23 protein-coding genes, 1 tRNA gene and 1 pseudogene are annotated in these 21,858 nt (G+C 63.6%); 12 read left to right on the plus strand and 13 right to left on the minus strand.

Features of this window, described 5'->3' with window-relative positions:
• Window positions 1–18 precede the first annotated feature (18 nt).
• The 4 genes from arsC to QX135_RS11705 are packed head-to-tail and all read right to left on the minus strand — an operon-like array spanning window position 19 to window position 2,361.
• Window positions 19–420, minus strand: coding sequence for an arsenate reductase (glutaredoxin) (gene arsC / locus QX135_RS11690; protein ID WP_316179402.1), 402 nt, complete (start codon window positions 418–420; stop codon window positions 19–21).
• Window positions 417–1,472, minus strand: a complete 1,056-nt coding sequence (gene arsB / locus QX135_RS11695) for an ACR3 family arsenite efflux transporter (RefSeq protein ID WP_316179400.1) — start codon at window positions 1,470–1,472, stop codon at window positions 417–419. Before arsB ends, arsC begins: the two co-directional genes overlap by 4 nt.
• Window positions 1,473–1,475: 3 nt before the next feature.
• Entirely contained in the window at window positions 1,476–2,003 is a 528-nt protein-coding gene (locus QX135_RS11700) for an arsenate reductase ArsC (protein ID WP_315786165.1), read from the minus strand.
• Window positions 1,996–2,361: a metalloregulator ArsR/SmtB family transcription factor gene (locus QX135_RS11705; protein ID WP_315736027.1), complete on the minus strand. Its 366-nt coding sequence runs from the start codon at window positions 2,359–2,361 to the stop codon at window positions 1,996–1,998. Before QX135_RS11705 ends, QX135_RS11700 begins: the two co-directional genes overlap by 8 nt.
• Window positions 2,362–2,727: 366 nt before the next feature.
• Between QX135_RS11705 and QX135_RS11710 the strand changes: the two genes are divergently transcribed.
• The 11 genes from QX135_RS11710 to QX135_RS11760 all read left to right on the plus strand — a co-directional run bounded on the left by QX135_RS11710 (window position 2,728) and on the right by QX135_RS11760 (window position 15,086).
• Window positions 2,728–3,477: a PhnD/SsuA/transferrin family substrate-binding protein gene (locus QX135_RS11710; protein WP_315812348.1), complete on the plus strand. Its 750-nt coding sequence runs from the start codon at window positions 2,728–2,730 to the stop codon at window positions 3,475–3,477.
• Window positions 3,474–4,934, plus strand: a complete 1,461-nt coding sequence (locus QX135_RS11715; RefSeq protein ID WP_315786081.1) for a HAMP domain-containing sensor histidine kinase — start codon at window positions 3,474–3,476, stop codon at window positions 4,932–4,934. The genes QX135_RS11710 and QX135_RS11715 overlap by 4 nt, the downstream gene beginning before the upstream one ends.
• A complete protein-coding gene (locus QX135_RS11720; protein ID WP_316179397.1) occupies window positions 4,924–6,234 on the plus strand; it encodes a sigma-54 dependent transcriptional regulator in 1,311 nt (436 codons plus the stop codon). Before QX135_RS11715 ends, QX135_RS11720 begins: the two co-directional genes overlap by 11 nt.
• 175 nt (window positions 6,235–6,409) lie before the next feature.
• Entirely contained in the window at window positions 6,410–6,931 is a 522-nt protein-coding gene (locus QX135_RS11725; protein WP_316234093.1) for an arsenate reductase (azurin) small subunit, read from the plus strand.
• 12 nt (window positions 6,932–6,943) lie between these two features.
• Window positions 6,944–9,472 carry an arsenate reductase (azurin) large subunit gene (locus QX135_RS11730; protein WP_316179394.1) on the plus strand — a complete coding sequence of 843 codons (2,529 nt, stop codon included), beginning with the start codon at window positions 6,944–6,946 and terminating at the stop codon, window positions 9,470–9,472.
• An 86-nt stretch (window positions 9,473–9,558) separates the two neighbouring features.
• Complete coding sequence (locus tag QX135_RS11735) at window positions 9,559–9,990, plus strand: DUF2478 domain-containing protein (protein ID WP_316179392.1); 432 nt, start codon at window positions 9,559–9,561, stop codon at window positions 9,988–9,990.
• A gap of 98 nt (window positions 9,991–10,088) precedes the next feature.
• The gene (locus QX135_RS11740; protein WP_316179390.1) at window positions 10,089–10,841 is read left to right on the plus strand and encodes a DUF4336 domain-containing protein; all 753 of its coding nucleotides are present in this window, start codon (window positions 10,089–10,091) and stop codon (window positions 10,839–10,841) included.
• A gap of 78 nt (window positions 10,842–10,919) precedes the next feature.
• The gene (locus QX135_RS11745; RefSeq protein ID WP_315736010.1) at window positions 10,920–11,237 is read left to right on the plus strand and encodes a metalloregulator ArsR/SmtB family transcription factor; all 318 of its coding nucleotides are present in this window, start codon (window positions 10,920–10,922) and stop codon (window positions 11,235–11,237) included.
• A gap of 48 nt (window positions 11,238–11,285) precedes the next feature.
• A complete protein-coding gene (locus QX135_RS11750) occupies window positions 11,286–12,656 on the plus strand; it encodes an NAD(P)-binding domain-containing protein (protein WP_316179387.1) in 1,371 nt (456 codons plus the stop codon).
• Window positions 12,653–13,837, plus strand: coding sequence for an MFS transporter (locus tag QX135_RS11755; RefSeq protein ID WP_316179385.1), 1,185 nt, complete (start codon window positions 12,653–12,655; stop codon window positions 13,835–13,837). The genes QX135_RS11750 and QX135_RS11755 overlap by 4 nt, the downstream gene beginning before the upstream one ends.
• 64 nt (window positions 13,838–13,901) lie before the next feature.
• Window positions 13,902–15,086 (plus strand): MFS transporter, encoded by a 1,185-nt coding sequence (locus tag QX135_RS11760; RefSeq protein WP_316179675.1) that lies wholly within the window; start codon window positions 13,902–13,904, stop codon window positions 15,084–15,086.
• 442 nt (window positions 15,087–15,528) lie between these two features.
• Here the strand turns inward: QX135_RS11760 and QX135_RS11765 are convergent, their stop codons facing one another.
• Window positions 15,529–16,047, minus strand: a complete 519-nt coding sequence (locus QX135_RS11765) for an MFS transporter (protein ID WP_316179383.1) — start codon at window positions 16,045–16,047, stop codon at window positions 15,529–15,531.
• Between the two features lie 200 nt (window positions 16,048–16,247).
• A pseudogene (locus tag QX135_RS11770) lies at window positions 16,248–16,487 on the minus strand (replication initiator protein A); the annotation flags it as partial.
• Between the two features lie 104 nt (window positions 16,488–16,591).
• Here QX135_RS11770 and QX135_RS11775 point away from each other — a divergent pair.
• Window positions 16,592–17,581, plus strand: a complete 990-nt coding sequence (locus QX135_RS11775; protein ID WP_316179381.1) for a hypothetical protein — start codon at window positions 16,592–16,594, stop codon at window positions 17,579–17,581.
• Window positions 17,582–17,662: 81 nt separating this feature from the next.
• Here QX135_RS11775 and QX135_RS11780 read toward each other — a convergent pair.
• The 7 genes from QX135_RS11780 to QX135_RS11810 form a co-directional block, all read right to left on the minus strand.
• A tRNA-Phe gene (locus tag QX135_RS11780) sits at window positions 17,663–17,738 on the minus strand.
• 173 nt (window positions 17,739–17,911) lie between these two features.
• On the minus strand, window positions 17,912–18,115 hold the full coding sequence (gene yacG / locus QX135_RS11785) for a DNA gyrase inhibitor YacG (RefSeq protein WP_316179379.1): 204 nt from the start codon (window positions 18,113–18,115) through the stop codon (window positions 17,912–17,914).
• A 52-nt stretch (window positions 18,116–18,167) separates the two neighbouring features.
• A complete protein-coding gene (locus QX135_RS11790) occupies window positions 18,168–18,797 on the minus strand; it encodes a Maf-like protein (protein WP_315773787.1) in 630 nt (209 codons plus the stop codon).
• Between the two features lie 183 nt (window positions 18,798–18,980).
• Window positions 18,981–19,451, minus strand: a complete 471-nt coding sequence (locus QX135_RS11795) for an arsenate reductase ArsC (protein ID WP_315735995.1) — start codon at window positions 19,449–19,451, stop codon at window positions 18,981–18,983.
• Between the two features lie 69 nt (window positions 19,452–19,520).
• Entirely contained in the window at window positions 19,521–20,027 is a 507-nt protein-coding gene (locus tag QX135_RS11800) for a UPF0262 family protein (RefSeq protein ID WP_015663966.1), read from the minus strand.
• Window positions 20,024–21,319 carry a histidinol dehydrogenase gene (hisD, locus tag QX135_RS11805; protein WP_316179377.1) on the minus strand — a complete coding sequence of 432 codons (1,296 nt, stop codon included), beginning with the start codon at window positions 21,317–21,319 and terminating at the stop codon, window positions 20,024–20,026. The genes QX135_RS11800 and hisD overlap by 4 nt, the downstream gene beginning before the upstream one ends.
• Before the next feature lie 87 nt (window positions 21,320–21,406).
• Window positions 21,407–21,856 carry a DUF2948 family protein gene (locus QX135_RS11810; protein WP_315735991.1) on the minus strand — a complete coding sequence of 150 codons (450 nt, stop codon included), beginning with the start codon at window positions 21,854–21,856 and terminating at the stop codon, window positions 21,407–21,409.
• Window positions 21,857–21,858 lie beyond the last annotated feature (2 nt).

Genomic DNA, 21,858 nt, shown 5'->3' on the forward strand with positions numbered 1-21,858 from the left:
TGCGGTCGTTGTACCGGCTCATCTGGGCTCGATGACCTCGCCATCCTCCTTGACGAACCGCCCGAACGGGCCGTTAAGGAGGTCGATGACCGCTTCCGACGGTCTGCACAACCGGACGCCCTTCGGCGTGACGACGATCGGGCGATTGATCAGGATCGGGTGTGCGATCATGAAATCCAGCAGTTCGTCGTCGGTCCACTTCGGATCACCGAGGCCGAGTTCTTTGTAGGGCGTTCCCTTCTCGCGCAACAGGTCGCGAACCGGAATTCCCATGGTGGTGATGAGCTCCTGGAGCTTATCGCGCGACGGCGGCGTCTTGAGGTACTCGATGATCTCAGGCTCGATGCCGCTCTGCCGGATCATCGCGAGCGTGTTGCGGGACGTACCGCAATCTGAATTGTGGTAGATCGTAATGGTCATCTGTGAGCCTCCATCGCGGGCTTGGCCGCATTCGCTCCGGATTCATACCAGCCGCGAGTCGCCTTCACGATGCGGACCACCGACAGCATCACGGGCACTTCGACCAGCACGCCCACCACGGTCGCAAGCGCAGCTCCGGAGTCTAGTCCGAACAGGCTGATGGCAGCAGCAACCGCGAGCTCGAAAAAGTTGCTGGCGCCGATCAGCGCCGCAGGTGCAGCGACGCACCAGGCGACGCCGAAGCGCCGGCTCAGCCAGTAGGCGAGACCGGCGTTGAGATAGACCTGGATCAGAATCGGCACGGCGAGGATCGCAATCACGACCGGCTGCTTGACGATCTGCTCACCTTGGAAACCGAACAGCAGAACTAGCGTCGCCAGCAGAGCAACAAGCGACAATGGCTGCAGCCTCCGCATGGTCCGCTCGAAGGCACCACCGCCAGCGGCGAGAAGGGACGTCCTCCAGGCCTGCGCTACGACGACCGGCACAACGATGTACAGGACGACCGAGAGCAGAAGCGTCGCCCAGGGAACGCTGATGGAGGCTACACCGAGCAGAAGCCCCACCAGCGGCGCGAACAGGAAGACCATGATCACGTCATTCAATGCGACCTGGCTGAGCGTGTAGTGCGGCTCTCCTTCGCACAGGTTCGACCAGACGAACACCATCGCGGTGCAAGGAGCGGCTGCGAGCAGGATCAGACCCGCGATGTAGGATGGGATCTGCGCGGACGGCAGCATCGGCGCGAACACGTTGCCGATGAAGAAGGAGCCGAGAAGCGCCATCGAGAACGGTTTGACGGCCCAATTGATGAACAGGGTAACCCCCACGCCGCGCCAGTGCTCTCGGACCTGGCTCAAAGCACCGAAGTCGATCTTCAGCAGCATCGGCACGATCATCAGCCAGATCAGGACTGCCACTGGCAAATTGACCTTGGCCACTTCCGCGGCTGCAATCACTCCGAAGAAGCTAGGCATGAAGTGGCCGAGCACGACGCCGGCGACGATGCAGAGGGCAACCCAAAGTGTGAGGTAACGTTCGAAGATGCTCATGTGTCAGGCCACGTCGTTGCGGGATGAACTCGCGCCTTCCGACCGGCCGATCTCGCGCAACTTGGTGCCGAGCGACAGTTTGTCGATGCTGCGCAGAGGAAGATTGGTGAAGGTACCGATGCGATTCTTCAGGTACCGGAAGGCGGTCACGAATGCCGCCTCTTTCTGGAGATCAGTACCTTCGACTGCGGCGGGATCCTCGATGCCCCAGTGAGCGGTCATCGGCTGTCCAGGCCACACCGGACAGGTCTCACCGGCGGCGTTGTCGCAGACCGTGAAGACGAAATCCATGACGGGTGCATCGGGGGCGGCGAACTCGAGCCAGCTCTTCGAGCGCAAGCCGTCGGTCGGATAGTCCAGGCTTTGGAGAGTGCGTAGCGCCAGCGGGTTGACCGCGCCCTTCGGCGTGCTGCCTGCCGAGAACGCCCGGAAGCGGCCGCCGGCATCCTTTCGCAAGATCGATTCCGCCATGATTGAACGGGCAGAGTTGCCGGTGCAGAGGAAGAGAACGTTGTAGAGGTGATCAGACACGGCTTCGCTCCCTTTTCTTTTTCGGAGGACAGCAAGGCGCAAGGCTTTCAATCAATGGTGCGCAGACTTCCGGCCGGCCGCCGCAGCAGTCCTGCAGCAGAAACAGCGCCACCTTCTGGAATTCGGCAAGATTCGCGCGATAGATGATCGACCGGCTGTGGCGCTCCGAGGTGACCAGGTCCGCCCGGGAAAGGATCGAAAGGTGCGCCGAGAGCGTGTTCTGGGGGACTTCCAGGGCGCGAGCAAGCTCTCCGGCCGACAGACCCTCCGGCTCATGACTTGCCAGAATACGAAATGCGTTCAGCCGAGTGGGCTGAGCGAGCGCGGCGAGCGCCAAGACCGCTTCTTCATTATCCATATTTCTAGACTTATGGATATTATAGTACTCTGTCAACCACAGAGTGGCGCTGAGCTCCCGCAGGTCCTTGAGACGCGCGCCGGTGAGCTGTTGCTTGAGCTATCTCAATACCTCATCGTCACATGCCTGTCATATTCGTTGCCGTGCCAGACGCCATTCGATACTCTCTAAGAAAAAAGGGGCGACGATGCTCTAGGAGGGATCGCCATGGGTTTGCGTCAAAGGCAGGCCCCTGCATCACATGCGAATAGAACGCGAGTCACGAGGCGCGCAGTCCTATCCGGACTAGCGGCGAGTACGATTGCTCTTAAGGGCAGACGCGCCGTAGCGGCTGATCCGCGGCCGGTGCAGATTGGGCTCACGCCCGTGCTTCTGACTTCCGACCTGGAGCTGTTGGCGACACTTCGCTCTTATCTTGAGCGCATTTGGAGCAGGGAAGTCCAGATCCTCACGCGCCGAACTTACCAGGAAATCACGCTTCTTCTGGTGAACGGACAAATCGATGCGGCCTGGATCTGCGGCTATCCCTACGTTCAGTTCCGCGAGCAGCTCGAACTTGTCGCGGTCCCGGTGTGGAATGGCCGGCCGCTGTACCAGTCCTACGTGATCGTCGATGCCCGCCGTAAGGCCGAGTCCTTTCCCGATCTGAAAGGCGACACGCACGCGTTCTCCGATCCCGACAGCAATTCCGGCTTCCTCGTCACTCGCGCCCTTCTGACCGATATGCACACCAAGCCGGAGGATTTCTTCAGGCATCACTTCTTCACCTATGGTCATCGCAATGTCGTCCGCGCAGTCGCCTCCGGGCTGGCGGATAGCGGATCCGTCGATGGCTACGTGTGGGAAGTCCTCAGCATCGTAGAGCCCGATTTGACGGCTCCAACTCGCGTGTTGCGACAATCGGAATGGCTAGGATTTCCGCCGGTGGCGTGCGGAAAGAACCGCCCGAGCGGGCTTTCGGTCGATGACCTGGCCGCCGCATTCGTCGGGATGTCCTCCGATCCAGAAGCCCGTCGGGTGCTGCAGATGCTGCATCTCGACGGTTTCACGAGAAGCGATCCATCCCTGTTCGACACGATTGGGGCGAAGATGAACTATGTTCGGAGCCTCGGATGAGCGCTCGCTTCGACCTGAGATCGAATCTGCCGGTCGTGATCAAGGTCCCTGCGCTTGTGGCGCTGCTCATGGTCGCCATCGGGGTGGTGCTCACAGATCAGGTGCTCAAGAGGCTCGCCGAAACCCAGGATCGCCATTTCCGGGAATTGACCGCCGCCTACCTGGACGGGCTTTCGTCGTCGGTGATGCCTGGGGTGATCCGTGGGGACGCCTGGGAGACGTTCGACAATCTCGACCGCGCTCGTTCACTGTACCGCGGCTTGACAATTCTCGAGACGGTGGTGGCGGAACCCGACGGCATCGTCCTGGCTTCCTTCGATCCCCGTACCGTGCCGGCCTTTGCACCCGTGCCGAAGTCGATCGTCGATCGGTTTGCGGACGCAAACGATAGCTGGCTTGACGAGCAGGCCGAGCGTGCCGGCGTCCGCCGCGTGCTGCTCGATCAGGGGCGTCGCATCGGGGTGATCTACACCCAATTCGACGTCGGCGCTCGATTCAAGGAGCGGCGGGACGTGCTCTGGACGTTGGTCGCGACCAATATCGCCATCACTATGCTGGTCGCGGCGGTCGGCTTCATCGCAGTGCGCAGAATGCTGCGACCGGTGCAGCTCTTGACCACGCATTTCAGGCGGGGGCAGTCCGGCGAACTGCTGTGCATCGCAGATGAGGATGTCGGACCGCCCAGTTCGGAGTTCGGTCGCCTATTCAGACACTACAACATGATGGTGCGATCATGGAACGAGCGTGAGGCGCTGGCTGCTCGCGTCGCGGAAGAGCAACGCCTCACTAGCCTCGGCCGTCTTGCCTCCGGGATGGCCCACGAAATCAACAATCCCCTGGGAGGCATGTTCAACGCGATCGAGACGCTTCGGCGACATGGCCATCAGCTCGGGGTTCGGGAGCGTGCACTCTCTCTTCTCGAGCGGGGGCTCGCGGGCATCCGCGACGTCGTGAGGTCCGCATTGGTGACCCACCGTGTCGACACCGCGATGCGTCCGCTCAAGCCAAGCGACATCGAGGATCTGCGTCTTCTGATCGGTCCCGAGCTCGATCGCAGAAACCTTTCGCTGTCGTGGGCGAACGAGCTTCCCGGCGAGATTCCCGTCAGAGCGAATGCCGTCCGTCAGGCCGCGCTTAATCTGCTGCTCAACGCGTGCCAAGCAAGCGCGCCCGCCGGCCGTATCGCATTCGAAGCGGGACTGGTGGACGGCAGCCTAGTCCTGACAGTGAGCGACGAAGGCGCCGGACTCGACCAGGATAGGGTCAGCTACCTCGAAAGCCGTGAAGCGGATGCCGCGCCGCGGCCCGGAGAGCCCGGCCTTGGCCTTTGGATCATTCGGCGTCTCGTTCTGGAAGTCGGCGGCTCCATCCGAGTCGAGCATCCGGCCGGCGGCGGAACGGCGATCTCCATAGCGATACCCGATGGCTCGGGGGAGGAGCAGCGCAATGTTGCCTGAGTCAGTGTCCATCGCTGTGATCGAAGACGATCCGATCATGGGAGAATCCCTCAACCAGTACCTGGAGCTGGAAGGCTGCAAGGTCGAGTGGTGGCGCAGCGGCCAGGAAGCTCTCGCGGGCCTGAGGCGAGGTGCCCCCGATCTTGTCATCTGTGACATCCGTTTGCCGGACATGTCGGGTGAGGACATCTTCCGGAAAGTGAGCGGCGAAAGTGCCGCCCCGCCGTTTCTGTTCATGACCGCATACGGCCAGATCGACCATGCGGTGGCTCTCATCAGGGCCGGCGCGGGCGACTACGTGACCAAGCCATTCGAACTCGACGATCTGATATCGCGCGCCCGCGCTCTGATCGGCCGTAGGCCGGCGGTTCCGGACGGCGTATTGGGACTGTCGCAGCAGATGCGCCGCATCGAGGAACTGCTCGCCCGCATGGCCGGCCGCAATACGCCCGTGCTGTTCACCGGCGAGACCGGCTCTGGCAAGGAGGTCTGCGCACGCCACCTCCACAACGTTTCGGATGCCGCTTCCCGGCCATTCGTGGCAGTCAATTGCGCCGCCATCCCGGACAATCTGCTCGAGAGCGAGGTCTTCGGACACGAGAAAGGCGCCTTCACGGGCGCCAACAGCAGGCACCTCGGGTATGCGGAGCGCGCTCAATCCGGGACCCTCTTTCTCGACGAGGTCGCCGAGCTGCCACTGCAACTTCAGGCAAAGCTGCTTCGGCTGCTCGACGAACGCCGCTTCTACCGCCTGGGCGGCGAAGCCATCGTCCCGTTCCGGGCGCGCGTCGTTTGTGCCACCAACCGGGATCTCGCGGCGGAAGTCGCTGCGGGGCGATTTCGCGAAGACCTGTACTACCGCATCAACGTCGTCGCGGTCGCGATTCCGCCGCTTCGCGAGCGGCCCGAAGACATTCAGCTTCTCATGCATCGCTTCTTCACCGAACTTGCCAGCGCAAATCCGGACCTGCGCGGACTGAGTAGCGGCGCCGAAAGTGCCGCTCTGGCTCACCCCTGGCCCGGCAACGTGCGCGAGCTGCGGAATCGGCTCGACAGGGCGGTCGCGTTGGCGACGGGCCCATGGCTTATGCCGGTCGACCTGTTTCCCGAGACGATGCGCAGCGCGAGCCAGCCGTCCGGAAGATCGCTCGCCGAGGCGCGTGACGCCGCTGAACAACAGGAGATCGAGCGCGCGCTCAAGGATACGGGCGGGCAGATCGCCGAAGCGGCGAAGCTGCTCGGTGTCTCGCGAACCACGCTGTGGGATCGCATGCGCCGTTTCGGCATCAACGCGGTCTGAGACGTTCAGTTTTCTGAACATCTCGTTTGTGGATGTTCGGAGAATTGGACAGCTTGCTGCAGTGCGTCCTAGAGACTTCAAGAGCTTAGCGCGTCAACGCTTCTGGCCCGGGAATTGGACTCCAGAGATGAACGGATCAGCCCAATGATCCGCGCATCACCCGGGAGAAGCCCTCATGAAAAAATGCGATCTGATGGTCGACGCCGGCAGGCGCCGATTTCTAAGCGGCGCAACGGTGGCCGCTGCCGGCGCCGTGGCCGCGAGCGCGATGTCGACGCCCGCTCAGGCTGCCCCGTCCCAAGCCCGCGTGGCCTATCCATCGAACCGCCTCGCCAACGTGTCTCAGCTCAAAACGAATGAGCCCATGGACGTCGCGTATCCGGATGCGGACGCGCCGGGCGTGCTGATCAAGCTCGGCACCCGCGTGGAGGGCGGAATTGGTCCCGACGGCGATATCGTTGGGTTCTCGACCGTGTGCCCGCACAAGGGCTTCCCTCTGAGCTACTCGAAGGAGGATAGGTCGCTGAGCTGCCCCGGTCACTATGGACGCTACGACGTCGAAAAGGGAGGACAGCAGATCTGGGGTCACACCACCCAGAACCTCGCGCAATACCAGCTCCGGATCGACGGCAAGGGCGACATCTACGCCGACGGTGTGGACGAGCTCCTGTACGGCCGGCTTTCCAACGTTCTGTGAGGGAGGGACAACATGACCTATAAGCGCCAGACCGACCGCCTCCCGATCATCCCGGCGGATGCCAAGGAGCACAACGTCACCTGCCACTACTGTATCGTCGGATGCGGCTACAAAGCCTACACCTGGGCGATCAACAAGCAGGGTGGCTTCGATCCGAAGTCCAACAAATTCGGCGTCGACCTGTCCAAGCAGCAGGGCGCGGAGACCGCGGCCTGGTATTCGCCGTCCATGTACAACATCGTCAAGCAGGACGGTAAGGACGTTCACCTCGTCATCAAGCCGGACACGGACTGTGTCGTGAACTCCGGTCTCGGTTCGATCCGCGGCGCGCGGATGGCCGAGAACCACACCTCCCAGCAACGGAACACCCAGCTGCAGCGTCTGACCGACCCGATGGTCTGGCGCTATGGCTCGATGCAGCCGACGAGCTGGGATGACGCGCTCGATCTGGTGGCACGCGTCACGGCAGCGGTCATCAACGAGCAGGGCGAAGACGGCCTCTTCGTGTCGATGTTCGACCACGGCGGATCGGCTGGAGGATACGAGAACACCTGGGGTACCGGAAAGCTCTACTTCGGCGCCATGAAGATCAAGAACGTCCGCATTCACAATCGGCCCGCCTACAATTCCGAGGTGCATGCGACGCGCGACATGGGCGTCGGCGAGCTCAACAACTGCTACGAGGACGCCGAGCTTGCGGACACGATCGTGGCGATCGGCACCAATCCGCTCGAGACCCAGACCAACTACTTCCTCAACCATTGGATACCGAACCTGCGCGGCACCACGATGGACAAGAGGAAGAAGGAATTCCCCGGCGAACCCGTCGAGGCCAGCCGGATCATCATCATCGATCCACGCCGCACCGCGACTACGGCAGCCTGCGAAGCCGAGGGCGGGAAGGATCGTGTCCTCCACCTCGCGCTTGAGCCTGGCACGGACCTCGTGCTGTTCAACGCGCTTCTGACCTACGTGGCCGACAAGGGGTGGATCGACAAGGAGTTCATCGCGGCAAGCACGTTGCCCTCGGGTCAGGCCGCCGGTCTGATATCGCGGCCCGGCGGCACGCCGGCCGATCAACCGTTGACCGATTTCGCGTCGGCCTTGGCTGCGAACCGCACGTCGATCGAGGACGCGGCGAAGATCACCGGGCTCCGCGGAGAGGACATCGTCAAGGCAGCCCAGTGGATCGCGGAGCCGAAGGCCGGCGGCAAGCGCCGGCGGACGATGTTCGGATACGAGAAGGGCATCATCTGGGGCAACGACAACTACCGCACCAACGGCGCCATCGTGAACCTCGCGCTCGCGACCGGCAACGTCGGCCGGCCGGGCGGCGGAGTCGTGCGCCTGGGCGGCCACCAGGAAGGCTACTCGCGTCCATCCGACGCCCATGTCGGGCGGCCGGCCGCCTACGTCGACAAGCTCCTCATCGAGGGGCGCGGCGGCATCCATCACATCTGGGCCTGCGACCACTACAAGACGACGCTCAACGCGTTCAAGTTCAAGCAGGTGTACAAGCGCCGGACGGACATGGTGAAGGACGCCATGAACACCGTGCCCTGGGGTGACCGCAAGGCCATGGTCGACGCCATCATGGTCGCGATCCGGCAGGGCGGCCTGTTCTCGGTCGACGTCGACATCGTGCCGACCCATATCGGACAAGCCTCCCACGTCTGGTTGCCTGCAGCCATCTCCGGCGAGATGAACCTGACATCCATGAACGGCGAACGACGAATGCGGCTGACCGAACGCTACATGGATCCGCCCGGCAACGCGATGCCGGACTGCCTCATCGCCGCCCGGTTTGCGAACACGATGGAGCGCGTGCTGCGCGAGCAGGGCAATGCCTCCTACGCCGATCAGTTCAAAGGGTTCGATTGGAAGACGGAGGAAGACGCCTTCAACGACGGCTACCGCAAGCACGAGAAAGGCGGCGAGAACGTCACGTATGCGCGCCTCCGCGCGATGGGCACGAACGGCTTCCAGGAGCCATCTGTCGGCTTCGCCGACAACAAGATCCAGGGAACCAAGCGACTGTACACGGACGGAAAGTTCTCGACCAAGGACGGCAAGGCATTCTTCATGGCCGCGCCCTGGCGCGGGCTTCAGGCCGCGGGCAAGGCCGAGCAGAAGGCCAATTACAAGTTCCTGGTCAACAACGGACGGACCAACCTCGTTTGGCAGAATGCGTTCATGGATGCCCAGAACGACTTCGTCATGGACCGGACGCCGTACCCCTTCATCGAGATGAACCCGAACGACATGAAGGAGCTCGGCCTGGGCGAAGGCGATCTGGTCGAGGTCTATAATGATGCCGGTTCGACCCAAGCGATGGTCCAGCCAACGCCGTCGGCGAAGCCAAAGCAGACGTTTATGCTCTTTGCGTTCCCGACCGGCGTGCAGGGCAACGTCGTCAACGCCGGAGTGAACGAGCTCATCATTCCCAACTACAAGCAGACGTGGGCGGACATCCGCAAGATCGCTTCCGCTCCCGAAACCACCAAGCGACTGTCGTTCAAATCGCAGCACTACAAGGCGTAGAGACGAGGACCGGGCGGCGGGGGCCGCCCGGCCCCGATCAAGTGTATTGATCTCGGTCATGTCGCCGCCGGTCAGCCGAGGTCAACATGGCGCCGGGCTCGGCAAAATGCCGGATGCTCGACCTGTTGGACCTTCGCACCGGGGAGCGGGCGAGGATCACCCAGGATCGCGGAAGCGAGTCTCGCGGCTGCAAGCTGGACGAACAGGCCCTGCTCTCGATGGCGCATTGCATAGAATCCGCGATCAGGGATGCAGTGGATCTCGTCGTCATCAGTCGGTTTGGCAGAGCCGAGGCCACAGGACACGGGCTGCTCGCTTCCTGCGCGGACGTCGTCTGCGCGGGAACCCCGCTCCTGACAGCGGTGCGGGAGCCCTACGTGGAACGCTGGCGCCAGTTTCACGGCGGCTTGGGAGCTGAGCTCCCCTGTTCGGCCGAGGCCGTTCTTGCCTGGTTCGACGCGATCCATCGCACTCCACAACACCGGGAGCAGAGCGTGCACGCTGAACCCGCCGGATAGAGGTGCAATCGATGCCGCCCCGCTAAACCTGCGCCGGCTCTAGGTCTTGAAAGGCGAGAGGGCTATAATCGGCGGCCCGGAACGCCCGGCAGACCGCCATGTCGCGTACTCCATCGCTGTACGACCCGATTAACGAATACAAGCCCTTCGCGCCAGGAATCGGGGTCGTCGACGGGCCATTCGAGTACCTGACGATGGCTGGCGTGAAGCTGCCACTGCCGTTTTCGACGCGCATGACCGTCGTGCAGCTTCAGAATGGTGAACTATTCCTCCATTCACCCATCGCGCTCGATCTCGAACTCGCGCGCCACCTACGATCGATCGGTTCGATCAGCCATCTCGTATCACCAAACCAATTTCACTATGCTCACATCGGGGAGTGGTCGCGAGCATTCCCCGATGCCACTACGTGGGGGTCTCCGGGCGCACGCCGACGCGCACGGGCGCGAGGAATTGACGTGCGGTTTGACGATGAGCTTACGTCGACGCCGCCGCCGGCGTGGGGAGGTGAAATCGACCAAACTGCCATCCCAGGAGGCATTTTCGGAGAAATCGTCTTCTTTCACAAGGCGTCCAGAACGCTCATTCTCACCGATACGATCATCAACCTTGAGCTGGACAAGATTAGCGAGCCCTGGCGCTCGGCTGCGCGCCTCACGGGAATGTACCATCCCACTGGCCAGATCTTTTTCGGAATGCGCTTGCCACTCTTGTTGCACCGAAGAAGAGCCCGAGCCGCAATTGACAGAGTCTTGTCTTGGGACCCCGAGCGCATAATCGTGAGTCACGGGCGGTGCTTCGAGGCGAATGGCCGTCAAGTTCTCGATCGCTTCTTCGCCTGGTATGCCTGAGAGAACCAGAGCACGCGCTATTTCGACATTTCTAGAAATATAATTGACTCTTCCTGCGCGCCGGCGCATATTTGCCACATGAAGATCGAAGACGTCGCAGCGCGCCTGGAAGCGCTTGGAAACCGGACCAGGCTCCAGATCTATCGGGCCCTCGTGAGAGCCGGCAGGGCCGGTCTGCCGGTCGGCCGGCTCCAGGAAAAGCTCAAGATTCCTGCGTCCACGCTGTCGCATCACATCAAGACGCTGGTCTCCGTCGGCCTGATCACGCAGGTCCGCGAATCCACCACGCTCGTTTGCCACGCCAACTACGAGATCATGCGCGGGTTGGTCGACTTCATGGCGGCCGAGTGCTGCGCCGACGAAGTGGAGTGCCGGAGCAAGAAGCCGGCGGCTTGATTTCTGGTCGATTAATATTCGATAATTCTAGAAGGATAGGAGACGATCATGACGGAGAAGAAGAAGGTGGCGATCGTGGGGGCAGGCCCCGTCGGTCTCGCCGCGGCTGCGCACGTTCTCGAGCGCGGAATGGAGCCGATCGTGCTCGAGGCCGGACCCGAAGCGGCACATGCCGTTCGCCAGTGGCAGCATGTCCAGCTCTTTTCGCCCTGGGAGTACAACGTGGACAAAGCCGCGCAGCGTCTGCTCGCGCCGACCGGATGGAACTCTCCGGACCCTCAATCCTACCCCACCGGCGGCGAGCTCATCGACCGCTACCTGGAGCCGTTGGCGACGAAAACCGCGCTCCGCGAGTCGATACGCACCTCGAGCCGCGTGACCGCGATCAGCCGGGTCGGATTCGACAAAGCCAAGACCAAGGGTCGCGAGGGCGCTCCTTTCGAGATCCGCTATCAGAACGGCAAGGGGCCCGAGGTGCTGCGGGCTGATGCCGTCATCGACGTGTCTGGCACCTGGTTCTCTCCCAATCCCGCGGGCGCAAACGGTCTGCCCGCCCTCGGAGAACGAGAGTACGGGGGCAAGATCGCCTACGGCATGCCGGACGTCCGCGGCGCCGAGCGAGCCAGATACGCTGGGAAGGCGGTCGCCGTCCTCGGCGCCGGCCATTCGGCCGTCGGTACGCTCATCGACCTCGCCCACCTCGCCGAAAAGGCACCTGGCACTGAGCCGGTCTGGCTCTTGCGCAGCGCCGACCCTGCGAAGGCGTTCGGCGGCGGCCGCAACGACAAGCTCGCGGCACGCGGCGAGCTAGGCGCCGCCTTCGCCGCGCTCGTCGCCTCCGGCAAGGTCCGGGTCGAAGCCGAATTCGGCGTCACGCATATCTCGGAGGTTGAAGGCCGGCTCCGGATCGCGACCGGCGCGTGCTGCTGGGCACGCAGCGTGGTCGCCGATGAACTGATCGTCTCGACGGGCTTCCGTCCCGACCTGTCGTTCCTGTCCGAACTGCGCCTAAAACTCGATCCGGCCATCGAGGCGCCCGTCGCTCTCGCTCCCCTCATCGATCCGAACGAGCATAGCTGCGGAACGGTACGCCCCCATGGTGCGCGCGAACTCGCACACGACGAGCCCGGTTTCTACGTGGCCGGCATGAAGTCCTACGGCCGCGCCCCCACCTTCCTCATGATGACCGGCTACGAACAGGTCCGCTCGATCGCGGCCCACCTTGCGGGCGACAAGGCCGCCGCGGCGAGGGTCGAGCTCGTGCTGCCGGAGACCGGCGTCTGCACGCGTGGAAGCGTCGCGGCGGCCACGCTCGCGACGGCCTGCTGCGGCGGCCCTCCCAAGGAGGATGCATCGGCCTGTTGCGGCGCCGACGAGGCGGCCAAGAAGACGGGAGCTTCGGGCTGCGGGTGCTCATGAATCGAATTCCTGCGGGCCAGGCTGCAGGTCCGGTCGCGGTCGTCGTTGCACTCGGCACCACGCAAACCATTGCGTGGGCGTCGAGCTATTACCTTCCGGCCATCCTCGCTGCGCCAATCGCGCGGGATTTGGGTCTTGCACCCACCCATGTCTTCGCGGCGCTCTCGGGCGCCCTCGTGATCGCGGGACTTCTGGGGCCACGGGTGGGGCATGCCATCGACACGTTCGGAGGCCGAGGCCTGCTCGCGGCCTCGAACCTTGTTCTGTCGGGCGGCTTGTTCGTGCTCTCGATCGCAGAGGGGCCAGCACTCCTGGTCGTATCCTGGGTGCTGCTCGGGATCGGCATGGGAATGGGCCTCTACGAGGCGGCGTTCGCAACGCTCGCGCGCATCTACGGCAGCAAGGCGCGACGCTCCATCACCGGCATCACGCTGATCGCCGGGTTTGCCAGCACCGTCGGCTGGCCCTTGTCGACGTGGCTGGATGCCCAATACGGCTGGCGAGTGGCGTGCCAGGCTTGGGTGCTGATCCATTTGGTCCTGGCGCTTCCTCTCAATCTCTACTTGCCGCGTGCCGCGCCCCTACGACAGGAAGCCGGGACGGTGGATCATCCTCAACTCCCCTCGCGTGAAAGCGAAACGTTCGCGATCGTGGTGCTGGCCTACATGTTCGCCGCCGTCGGGTTCGTCAGCTCGGGGTTTTCGGCCATCCTGCCGACGATGCTGGTGTCCCTGGGTGCCTCACCAGCCGCCGCGTTGTTCGCAGGAACGTTGGTGGGGCCCGCCCAAGTTGGTGCCCGGCTTCTCGAAGCGGGTTGGCTCGGTCGCTTCCACCCGCTGCTCTCGGCGAGACTTGCTACACTGATGAATCCCATCGGCGTCATCACGCTGATCCTGGGAGGTCCTCTGTTCGCGTCTGCCTATGCGGTCCTGTACGGCGCTGGCAACGGGATCATCACCATCGCGCGCGGCACGCTGCCGCTGGCTCTGTTCGGACCCGCCGGCTTCGGGAGACGGGTCGGCATGATTTCGCTTCCGGCACGGGCAACGGGAGCCGTCGCACCGCTCGCGATGGGGCTCATGGTAGAACATGTCGGTAGCGTCGCGCTTTGGGTCAGCGCTCTCGCATCGCTGTCTGCCTTCGTCGCGCTGCTGCTCCTGCCGCCTGGGCGAACCGCATGAATGCCCACAAACTCGAGGGGAGGCGAGCATCCGCAACTTGACCGGCCGGCCGCTGATCGCGGTGATGTGTCTCGGACAGGTGGGCAACCTGCTGCCGCACGTGACCCTTTCGGCAAATCTGGCTCAACACCTGATGCCGGCATGGGGGCTCAGTGCCGCCGAAGGCGGCTTGATGGCAAGCGGCTACGCCTTCGGCTACATGCTCGCGGTGCCCCTACTGACGACGCTGACGGACCGTATCGACGCGCGCTTGGTGCTCCTCTGCGGATCGGTCGTGAGCGGACTTGCGACCATCGCCTTCGGTTTGTTTGCGCAAGGATTCTGGTCGGGCACAATCATCTGGTCGATCGCCGGACTCGGCTTTGCGGGGGCGTACATGCCGGGCCTGAAGGCGCTCACCGACCGGCTCCCGGCAGGAGATAGTTCGCGTGCGGTCACGCTGTACACATCGAGCTTCTCGTTCGGGGTGGGCATCTCTTTTCTGGTGGCGCAGGTGACTGCGGACAAATGGGGCTGGCCTGCTGCATTCGTGATCACCGGAATCGGACCCATTGCAATGGTGATGACGTGCGCGCTGATGGAAGCTCGCCGACCGGAGCCCAAGACGGGGCGTCTTTTGAACTTCAAGCCGGTGTTCGCCAACCGAGAGGCACTCGGCTACATTTTCGGCTACGGTGCCCACTGTTTCGAACTCTACGGCATCCGTACCTGGCTGGTAGGTTTCTGGACGTTCGTGGTTGCGCACCAGGACGCGCCATCATGGCTGTCGCCAGTCGTAGTGAGCTTCTTCTTTGCAATCATCTCGATGCCCGCCAGCATTTTGGGCAACGAAGCCGCGCTGAAGTTCGGGCGGCACCGTGCGATTATCGCGGTGATGATCACGTCCGCCTGCGTGGCGACCATCATCGCCTTCAACGTAACCGCCCCGGCCTGGGCGCTGGTGCTGCTGCTGCTGATCTACGGCGTAACGGTCCCTGCCGACTCTGGAGCGTTGACCGCGGGAATGAGCGCAGCGGCCGACCCCAATTATCGGGGAGCCACGTTGGCGCTGCACTCCACTGTGGGCTTCGGGTTGTCGGCCCTCGGAGCCTGGGGCACGGGCGTGGCCCTCGACGCGGCGGGAGGACCCCAGAGCGCCGGCGGGTGGCGGCTTGCCTTTATGATGCTGGCTGCCGGGATTCTCATGGGCCCGCTTGCGCTGCTCCTGTCCCGGGCGGCTCGACCGAAGAGGCACGTCCCTGCGCAATAGGGCGAAGCACCTCGAGCGCCCTGTGCTTCTAACGATTTTGATCACCTCCACCAGTGTGATCAGGGAGAGTTCCTTGTGCTCCGGTCTCGTATCTACATCGTCGCGTATGGTTATCGGACTATCGCCTTCCGGGTCTCTAATTCGAGCACGGCGCTCGCGCGCCTTTGTCGCGAGTCGGCTTTGACGCGCGGAGACATGAACCAGATCCAAGCCACGACCTGGAGCGCGAGATTGAGAGCAAAGGCTGTCCGATAAGCGATTTCGGGATAGTGTCCCGCTTGAGGTGTCCAATACTGAAGTACAACGCCGGTCGCGTATTGCACAACGAAGGCCGCGGCAATGTGGAACAGATTCAGCGCGCCGTTGGCCCTTCCGGGGAGCTGTTTCGGGAAATACTCGGCCAGAGTCGCGAAGCTCAGCACCGTAGCCGCGCCGACGGCCGCTACAACGGCCCACTGCAAATATGACGGCAAGGGCAAGCGCAGATCAATGCGAACTGAGTTGCAATAAAGACAGCCGCAACAAGCCCCAGGAGCACCTCCGGTCCAACACCGCGCCTTCGCAGCCGATCGGCAGCGCCCCCAAGAAGAATGGCACCCAGGCTGAGCGCGACCGCCATCGCAAACAAATGAAATACCACGCCGGCGCGATCGAGGCCCTCAACGTCCTTGAACCACTGCGCCGCCCAGAGCCCTTGAAGAGCCCAGGCCGTTCCAATGCAGGATGCCGAGAGCGGCGCAACGCGCCAGAATCGCGGATCGGCATAGACCTCTTTCAAACCGGCTGCGACCGCGCCGCCCGGAACTGCAGTCCTCTCGGGCACGATCAGATAAATCGTGACCGCACTGGCGACAGTCAGCCCAGCGAGCAGACCAAATAGTTCACGCCAACCAATCCACTCCAGCAACAGGTCGGCCGGCAATGTCGCCGTGACCGCACCCGGCGCGCCCAGCATCACCATCAAGCCGTTCAGGAGCGGGACGCGATCCCCGGGAAACCAGAGAACGAGTGGCACGGGGATTTTTGGCCGCTTCTGCCAACCGCGCAGCCATGCCCTCGGAGAGGTAAACGCCAATTCTGGGTTTCATGAGAGAGACTTGCTCTGAGAGAGACTAGAGAGTCGTTAGTCGTGCAAACAAATCACGCTGGCATCAGCGGTCTGGTGCCGCGGCCGACGAAGGTCAGGATTTCGTAGGGCGTTGCCGCTATCAGACGGGACGTCTTCAGTCCGCCATCGCGAGCTTCAACGATTTGCGAAGCAGCCCAGATCAGGACGTCGGCGTCCCAAATAGTCGCCATGCCGTGCTCCGGAACGGCTTCGACACGAATGCTGATCTCGCCGGCGCGGAAGAGCACCAATCCATGGGATGAAGTTGCCGCGTGATTAAATGGACTCGCAATGGCCACTCTGCGTATCAAGTACGTATACGAGGACATGGATCGACACGGTAATGTGTCGCCGGTATTCCCAGCGCAATCGAGGACCCAAGATCCGACTTCGTGCCGTGCCAGGTACCGACGAATTCGGGAGAGAGTACCAGGCCGCTCTGAATGGCAAGATCGGGCCCAGAGAGACCGAACAACCGCAGGGCACGCGCGCGAAGAATGGGTCGCTGCGATGGCTGATTGAGCAATACTACGCCTCGGCGGAATTCACGAGACTCGACACCAGCACCAAGTCAGCCCGACGCGGCATTCTCGATAATTTGTGTAGCGAACCGGTCTCGGACGAGAATTCAAATTTGATCGGTTCCTTGCCCTACGCCTCGATGCCGAGCAGCAAGGTGCGCGCGCTGCGCGATCGCAAAGCGGAATTTCCCGAGGCTGCCAACGGTCACATCAAGGCGCTGCGCCAAGTCGTCAAGTATGCAATCGCGGCGGAGCATCCCGGCGCCGAGCGAAATCCGGCACGGGATGTGCCGTACACGAAGACCGGATCGCAGGGCTTCCACACTTGGACGATTGCTGAAGTGCTGCAATATGCCAAGAAGCATCCAATCGGCACCAAGGCGCATCTCGCACTCGCGCTATTGCTGTTCACCGGTCAGCGAAGATCGGACGTCGTTAAATTTGGCCGACAACACATCAAGAATGGTTGGCTTACGTTTACGCAGGTGAAAAACCGGAAGACCAAGCCCGTAACCCTGTCGATCCCGATTATGCCCTGGTTGCAATCTGCAATCGACGCGTCGCCATGTGGCGATCTGACGTTTCTGGTTACAGAGTTCGGCCGCCCATTCACCGGCAATGGTTTCGGCAACAAAGTTCCGCGATTGGTGCGACCGGGCCGGATTAAATCATTGTTCGGCACATGGCCTGGGAAAGGCTGGCGCATGCGTTGCGGCCGAGAACGGCGCGGCCGAGAAGCAGCTGATGGCGATCTTCGGATGGCAGACGATGAAGGAGGCCACGCACTATACCAAGAGGGCCAACCAAAAACGTCTCGCCGCGAGCGCGATGCCACTCCTGTCCCTCGATCAAACCGCGAACAATAGTCTCCCACTTTTGGGCCCGGTTGAAGAAAGTGGGAGTAAAAGGGGAAAAAACCGAGGAAGATCAAAGCCTGATTTGAGACATGGTGCCCAGGGGCGGAATCGAACCACCGACACTGCGATTTTCAGTCGCATGCTCTACCAACTGAGCTACCTGGGCAGGTCTCTTGCGGGCAAAAAAGCCCGGCGAGCCGGCGGGTTATAGTGGGACCGGACCGCGCTGTCTACCGCCCTGAGGGCAAGTTTTCACATTCCTTGTGCGGTTGCGCGGCGGCGCGGGACGCCCGTCCCGACCGGCCGGCCCCGCAGGGGCAAGATGATGAAAACACGGCGCTATTCGACGTCGTCCTCGTCGCCTTCGGCGGCCGGGATGACATAGGAGCCGCTGAGCCAGCGATGCAAGTCGACGTCGCGGCAGCGCGGCGAGCAGAACGGGCGGACGGCCTCGGCCGCGGGCCGGTTGCAGATCGGGCAGCGGCGGATGAGCTTGGCGGATTTCGAAGCGGGGGCGCTCCGGTGGGGCGATTTGTCTGACATCGGCGGCTATTTAATGGGCTGGACGCGCGGATGCCCCCCCGCACGCGAATGGTCAGACGGCGACCGTGTTGAGCCAGCCGAAGCGGATCGGGAAACCCTCGCCGGCGAGCAGGGTCGTGGTCTCGTAGAGCGGCAGGCCGACGACGTTGGTGTAGGAGCCGACCATCTTGACCACGAACGAGCCGGCGATGCCCTGCACGGCATAGCCGCCGGCCTTCCCCCGCCATTCGCCGGAACCGATATAGGCCTGGATGTCGTCCTCGCTGAGCCGCTTGAAGCGGACGCGGGTCTCGACCAGGCGCTGGCGGAACGCCTCCTTCGGCGTCACCAGCGTGATCGCGGTGTAGACGCGGTGGTTGCGGCCCGACAGCAGCCGCAGGCACTGCGAGGCCTCGTCGACCAGATTGGCCTTCGGCAGAATGCGGCGGCCGACCGCGACCACCGTGTCGGCGGAGATGATGAACGACCCGCGCAGCTCGTCGTCGAGCTGGACGGATTTGAGCGCGGCATCGGCCTTGGCGCGGGCGAGGCGATTGGCGCAGGCGCGCGGCAGCTCGCCGCGCCTCGGCGTCTCGTCGACATCGGCCGGGCGCAGCGCGTCGGGCTCGATGCCGGCCTGGTTGAGCAGCGCCAGACGCCTGGGCGAACCGGATGCAAGAACGATTTTGGGACGGCCGAGCATGCTGATTTCGCTAGGGGATTCGGAAGCTGTGGGGCGGGCGCGCGGAACCTATCGGAAGGGCTGCCATTCCACAACCCGCGAGGCGTGCGACAAGGCCGAGACGGGCCTGCTCTACGGCCTCAGTTTGAGCGGCGGACGACGTTGGTATTTCGGTTCGATGACACCTGTGCAGGAACCGGGACCCTACAAGCCCGCCGGCCCGGGCTTGCCGAAACGCTTGCGGATCCGCGTGAACAGGCCGTCGCAGACTTCGCGATAGGCGGCGAGCTTCTGCTCGCGGTTGCCGTCGGCGCCGGTCGGATCGGGCGTCGGCCAATATTCGACATCGGCGGCGATGGTGCGGGTCAGCTCCAGCGCCTTGTGATGGGCCTCGGGAGACAGGGTGATGATGAGGTCGAAATTCAGCCCCTCCCAGTCCTCGAGCTCCTCGAAGGTCGTCGGCTTGTGCTGCGAGATGTCCTGGCCGAGCTCGGCCATCACAGACACCGCGAACGGGTCGAGCTCGCCCTTCTTGACGCCGGCGGAGCGGACATAGAGCGCCTGCGGATACATCTGGCGCAGCAGGCTCTCCGCCATCGGCGAGCGCACGCTGTTCTGGCCGCAGGCGAACAGCACCGCCTGCGGCTGGCGCGCGCGCGGCGGCACCTCGGCCATGCGCCTAGGCGCCCTCGGCCGCGAAGGTGGCCGGGCCCGGCAGCAGGCGACGATGCAGCGCGGACGGTATCACTGGCCCTCGCCCTTCCAGTGCAGCACGGTGATCAGGGTGAACAGCCGGCGCGAAGTCTCGAAATCGACCCGCACCTTGCCCTTCAGCCGCTCCTGAAGGGTGCGCGAGCCCTCGTCATGGATGCCGCGGCGGCCCATGTCGATGGCCTCGATCTTGTCGGGCGTCGCGGTGCGGATCGCCTGGTAGTAGCTGTCGCAGATCATGAAATAGTCCTTCACGATCCGTCGGAACGGCGACAGCGACAACAGATGCGTCACGACAGGCGTGCCGTCCTCGCGGCGGATGTCGAACATCAGCCGGTTGGCGGTGATGCCGAGATGCAGGGTGAACGGACCGGCGCCGTCGGCCCCTTCGGGCGCGAACAGATTCTCCTCGACGAGGTCGTAGATCGCAATCGCCCGCTCATGCTCGATGTCCGGACCAGAGCGGCCGATCGACTCCTCGTCGAGCGTCACCGCCACGATGCGATTGGTCCGGTCGTCGCCTGGCGGGTGCTGGGTCATGGCAGGTTGAGGCGTATTCCCACGGAGCGTGAATGGGCGTCGAGACCCTCGGCCTTGCCCAGAGTCATCGCTGCTGGTCCCAGCGCGCGCAACTGCTCGGGGCCGCATTTCAACAGCGACGTGCGCTTCATGAAGTCGAGCACGCCGAGGCCTGAGGAGAACCGCGCCGAGCGCGCGGTCGGCAGCACGTGATTGGAGCCGCCGACATAGTCGCCGATCGCCTCGGGCGTGTGCGCGCCAAGGAAGATGGCGCCGGCATTGCGGACCTTGGCCGCGAACGCGTCGGGATCGGCCGTCATGATCTCCAGATGCTCGGCGGCGATGGCGTCCGCCAGCGGCACGGCCTGGTCGAGATTGTCGACCTCGATGATGGCGCCGAAATCGGCCCAGGACGCGCCGGCGATCGCGGCGCGAGGAAGCGTCTTGAGCTGGCCTTCCACGGCGCGGGCGACATCATCGGCGAGGCGGCGGCTGTCGGTGATCAGGATCGACTGCGCGCTGGCGTCGTGCTCGGCCTGCGCGAGCAGATCGGCCGCGATCCAGTCGGCATTGCCGCTGTCGTCGGCGATGACAAGCACCTCGGAGGGGCCGGCGATCATGTCGATGCCGACCTTGCCGAACACCAGCCGCTTGGCGGCGGCGACATAGGCATTGCCGGGACCGACGATCTTGGCGACGGGGGCGATCGTCGCCGTGCCATGCGCCAGCGCCGCCACCGCCTGGGCGCCGCCGACGCGGTAGATCTCGGAGACGCCGCCGAGATGGGCGGCGGCCAAGACCAGCGGATTGAGCCTGCCGTCCGGCGCCGGCACCACCATCACGAGGCGCGCGACGCCTGCGACCTTGGCCGGAATGGCGTTCATCAGCACCGAGGACGGATAGGCCGCAGTGCCACCCGGCACATAGAGCCCTGCCGATTCGATCGCGCTCCAACGCCAGCCGAGCTCGACGCCGGCGGCGTCGGTGAAGCGCTGGTCCTGCGGCAGCTGCTTGAGATGAAAGGCCTCGATGCGGTCGCGGGCGAATTTCAGCGCGTCCAACGTGGCCGTATCGCAGGCCTTGAAGGCGGCCTCGATCTCGGCAGGCTTGACGCGCAGCGAGGAGGCGTCGAGCTCCAGCCGGTCGAACTTGCGCGTTGCCTCGAGCAGCGCCGCATCGCCGCGTTTGGCGACGTCGTCGACGATGACGCGCGCGGCGACTTCGACGTCGGCGGAGGTCTCGCGCTTGGCGGCGAGAAACTGCCGAAACTGGGCGTCGAAATCGGTGCTGGCGCGGGACAGGCGAATGGGCATCTCTGGCACTTTCCGAAGGGGTGGCTGCCCCCGACCCCCTGCTCAATGGCGCGGCAGCGCGGGGCCGTCAACCCTTTGAACAGGCGCCTACCGGGTCAGCGGCGGACCGCCATCGATATCGCTGGTGCCGAGATCGTCCTCGCCAAGATCGGTCAGCTCGCATTCCAGACATTCGACATCGAGCCGCAATGCGCCGCCATGGGAGAACAGCAGCAGCGCGCTGCCGGCGGGCGGCTCGGCGCCGGCATGGAATTCGATGCCGATCAGCTCCAGCACAGTATCGGGCGCATCGACCTCGATCCGCCGCGACTTGCAGGCCAGCACCCGATCGAACCGCAGCGCCGCCAACAGCCGGCGCGGCTCGCTCTCACCATGCAGCGCCTGGTCCCAGTCGAGCCGGTTCATGCCGATCACAAGCCGCTTCTCGGCCTGGCGCCAGATGATGTCGGCCGCCTGCACCCGCGCATCCTGCACATGGGCCGAGATCACGGCGAGATCGTCGGCATCAAGCGCGATCAGTTTGAGCCGGTCGGTCACGG

This window comes from Bradyrhizobium sp. SZCCHNR1098, assembly GCF_032489375.1.
GTDB lineage: Bacteria > Pseudomonadota > Alphaproteobacteria > Rhizobiales > Xanthobacteraceae > Bradyrhizobium.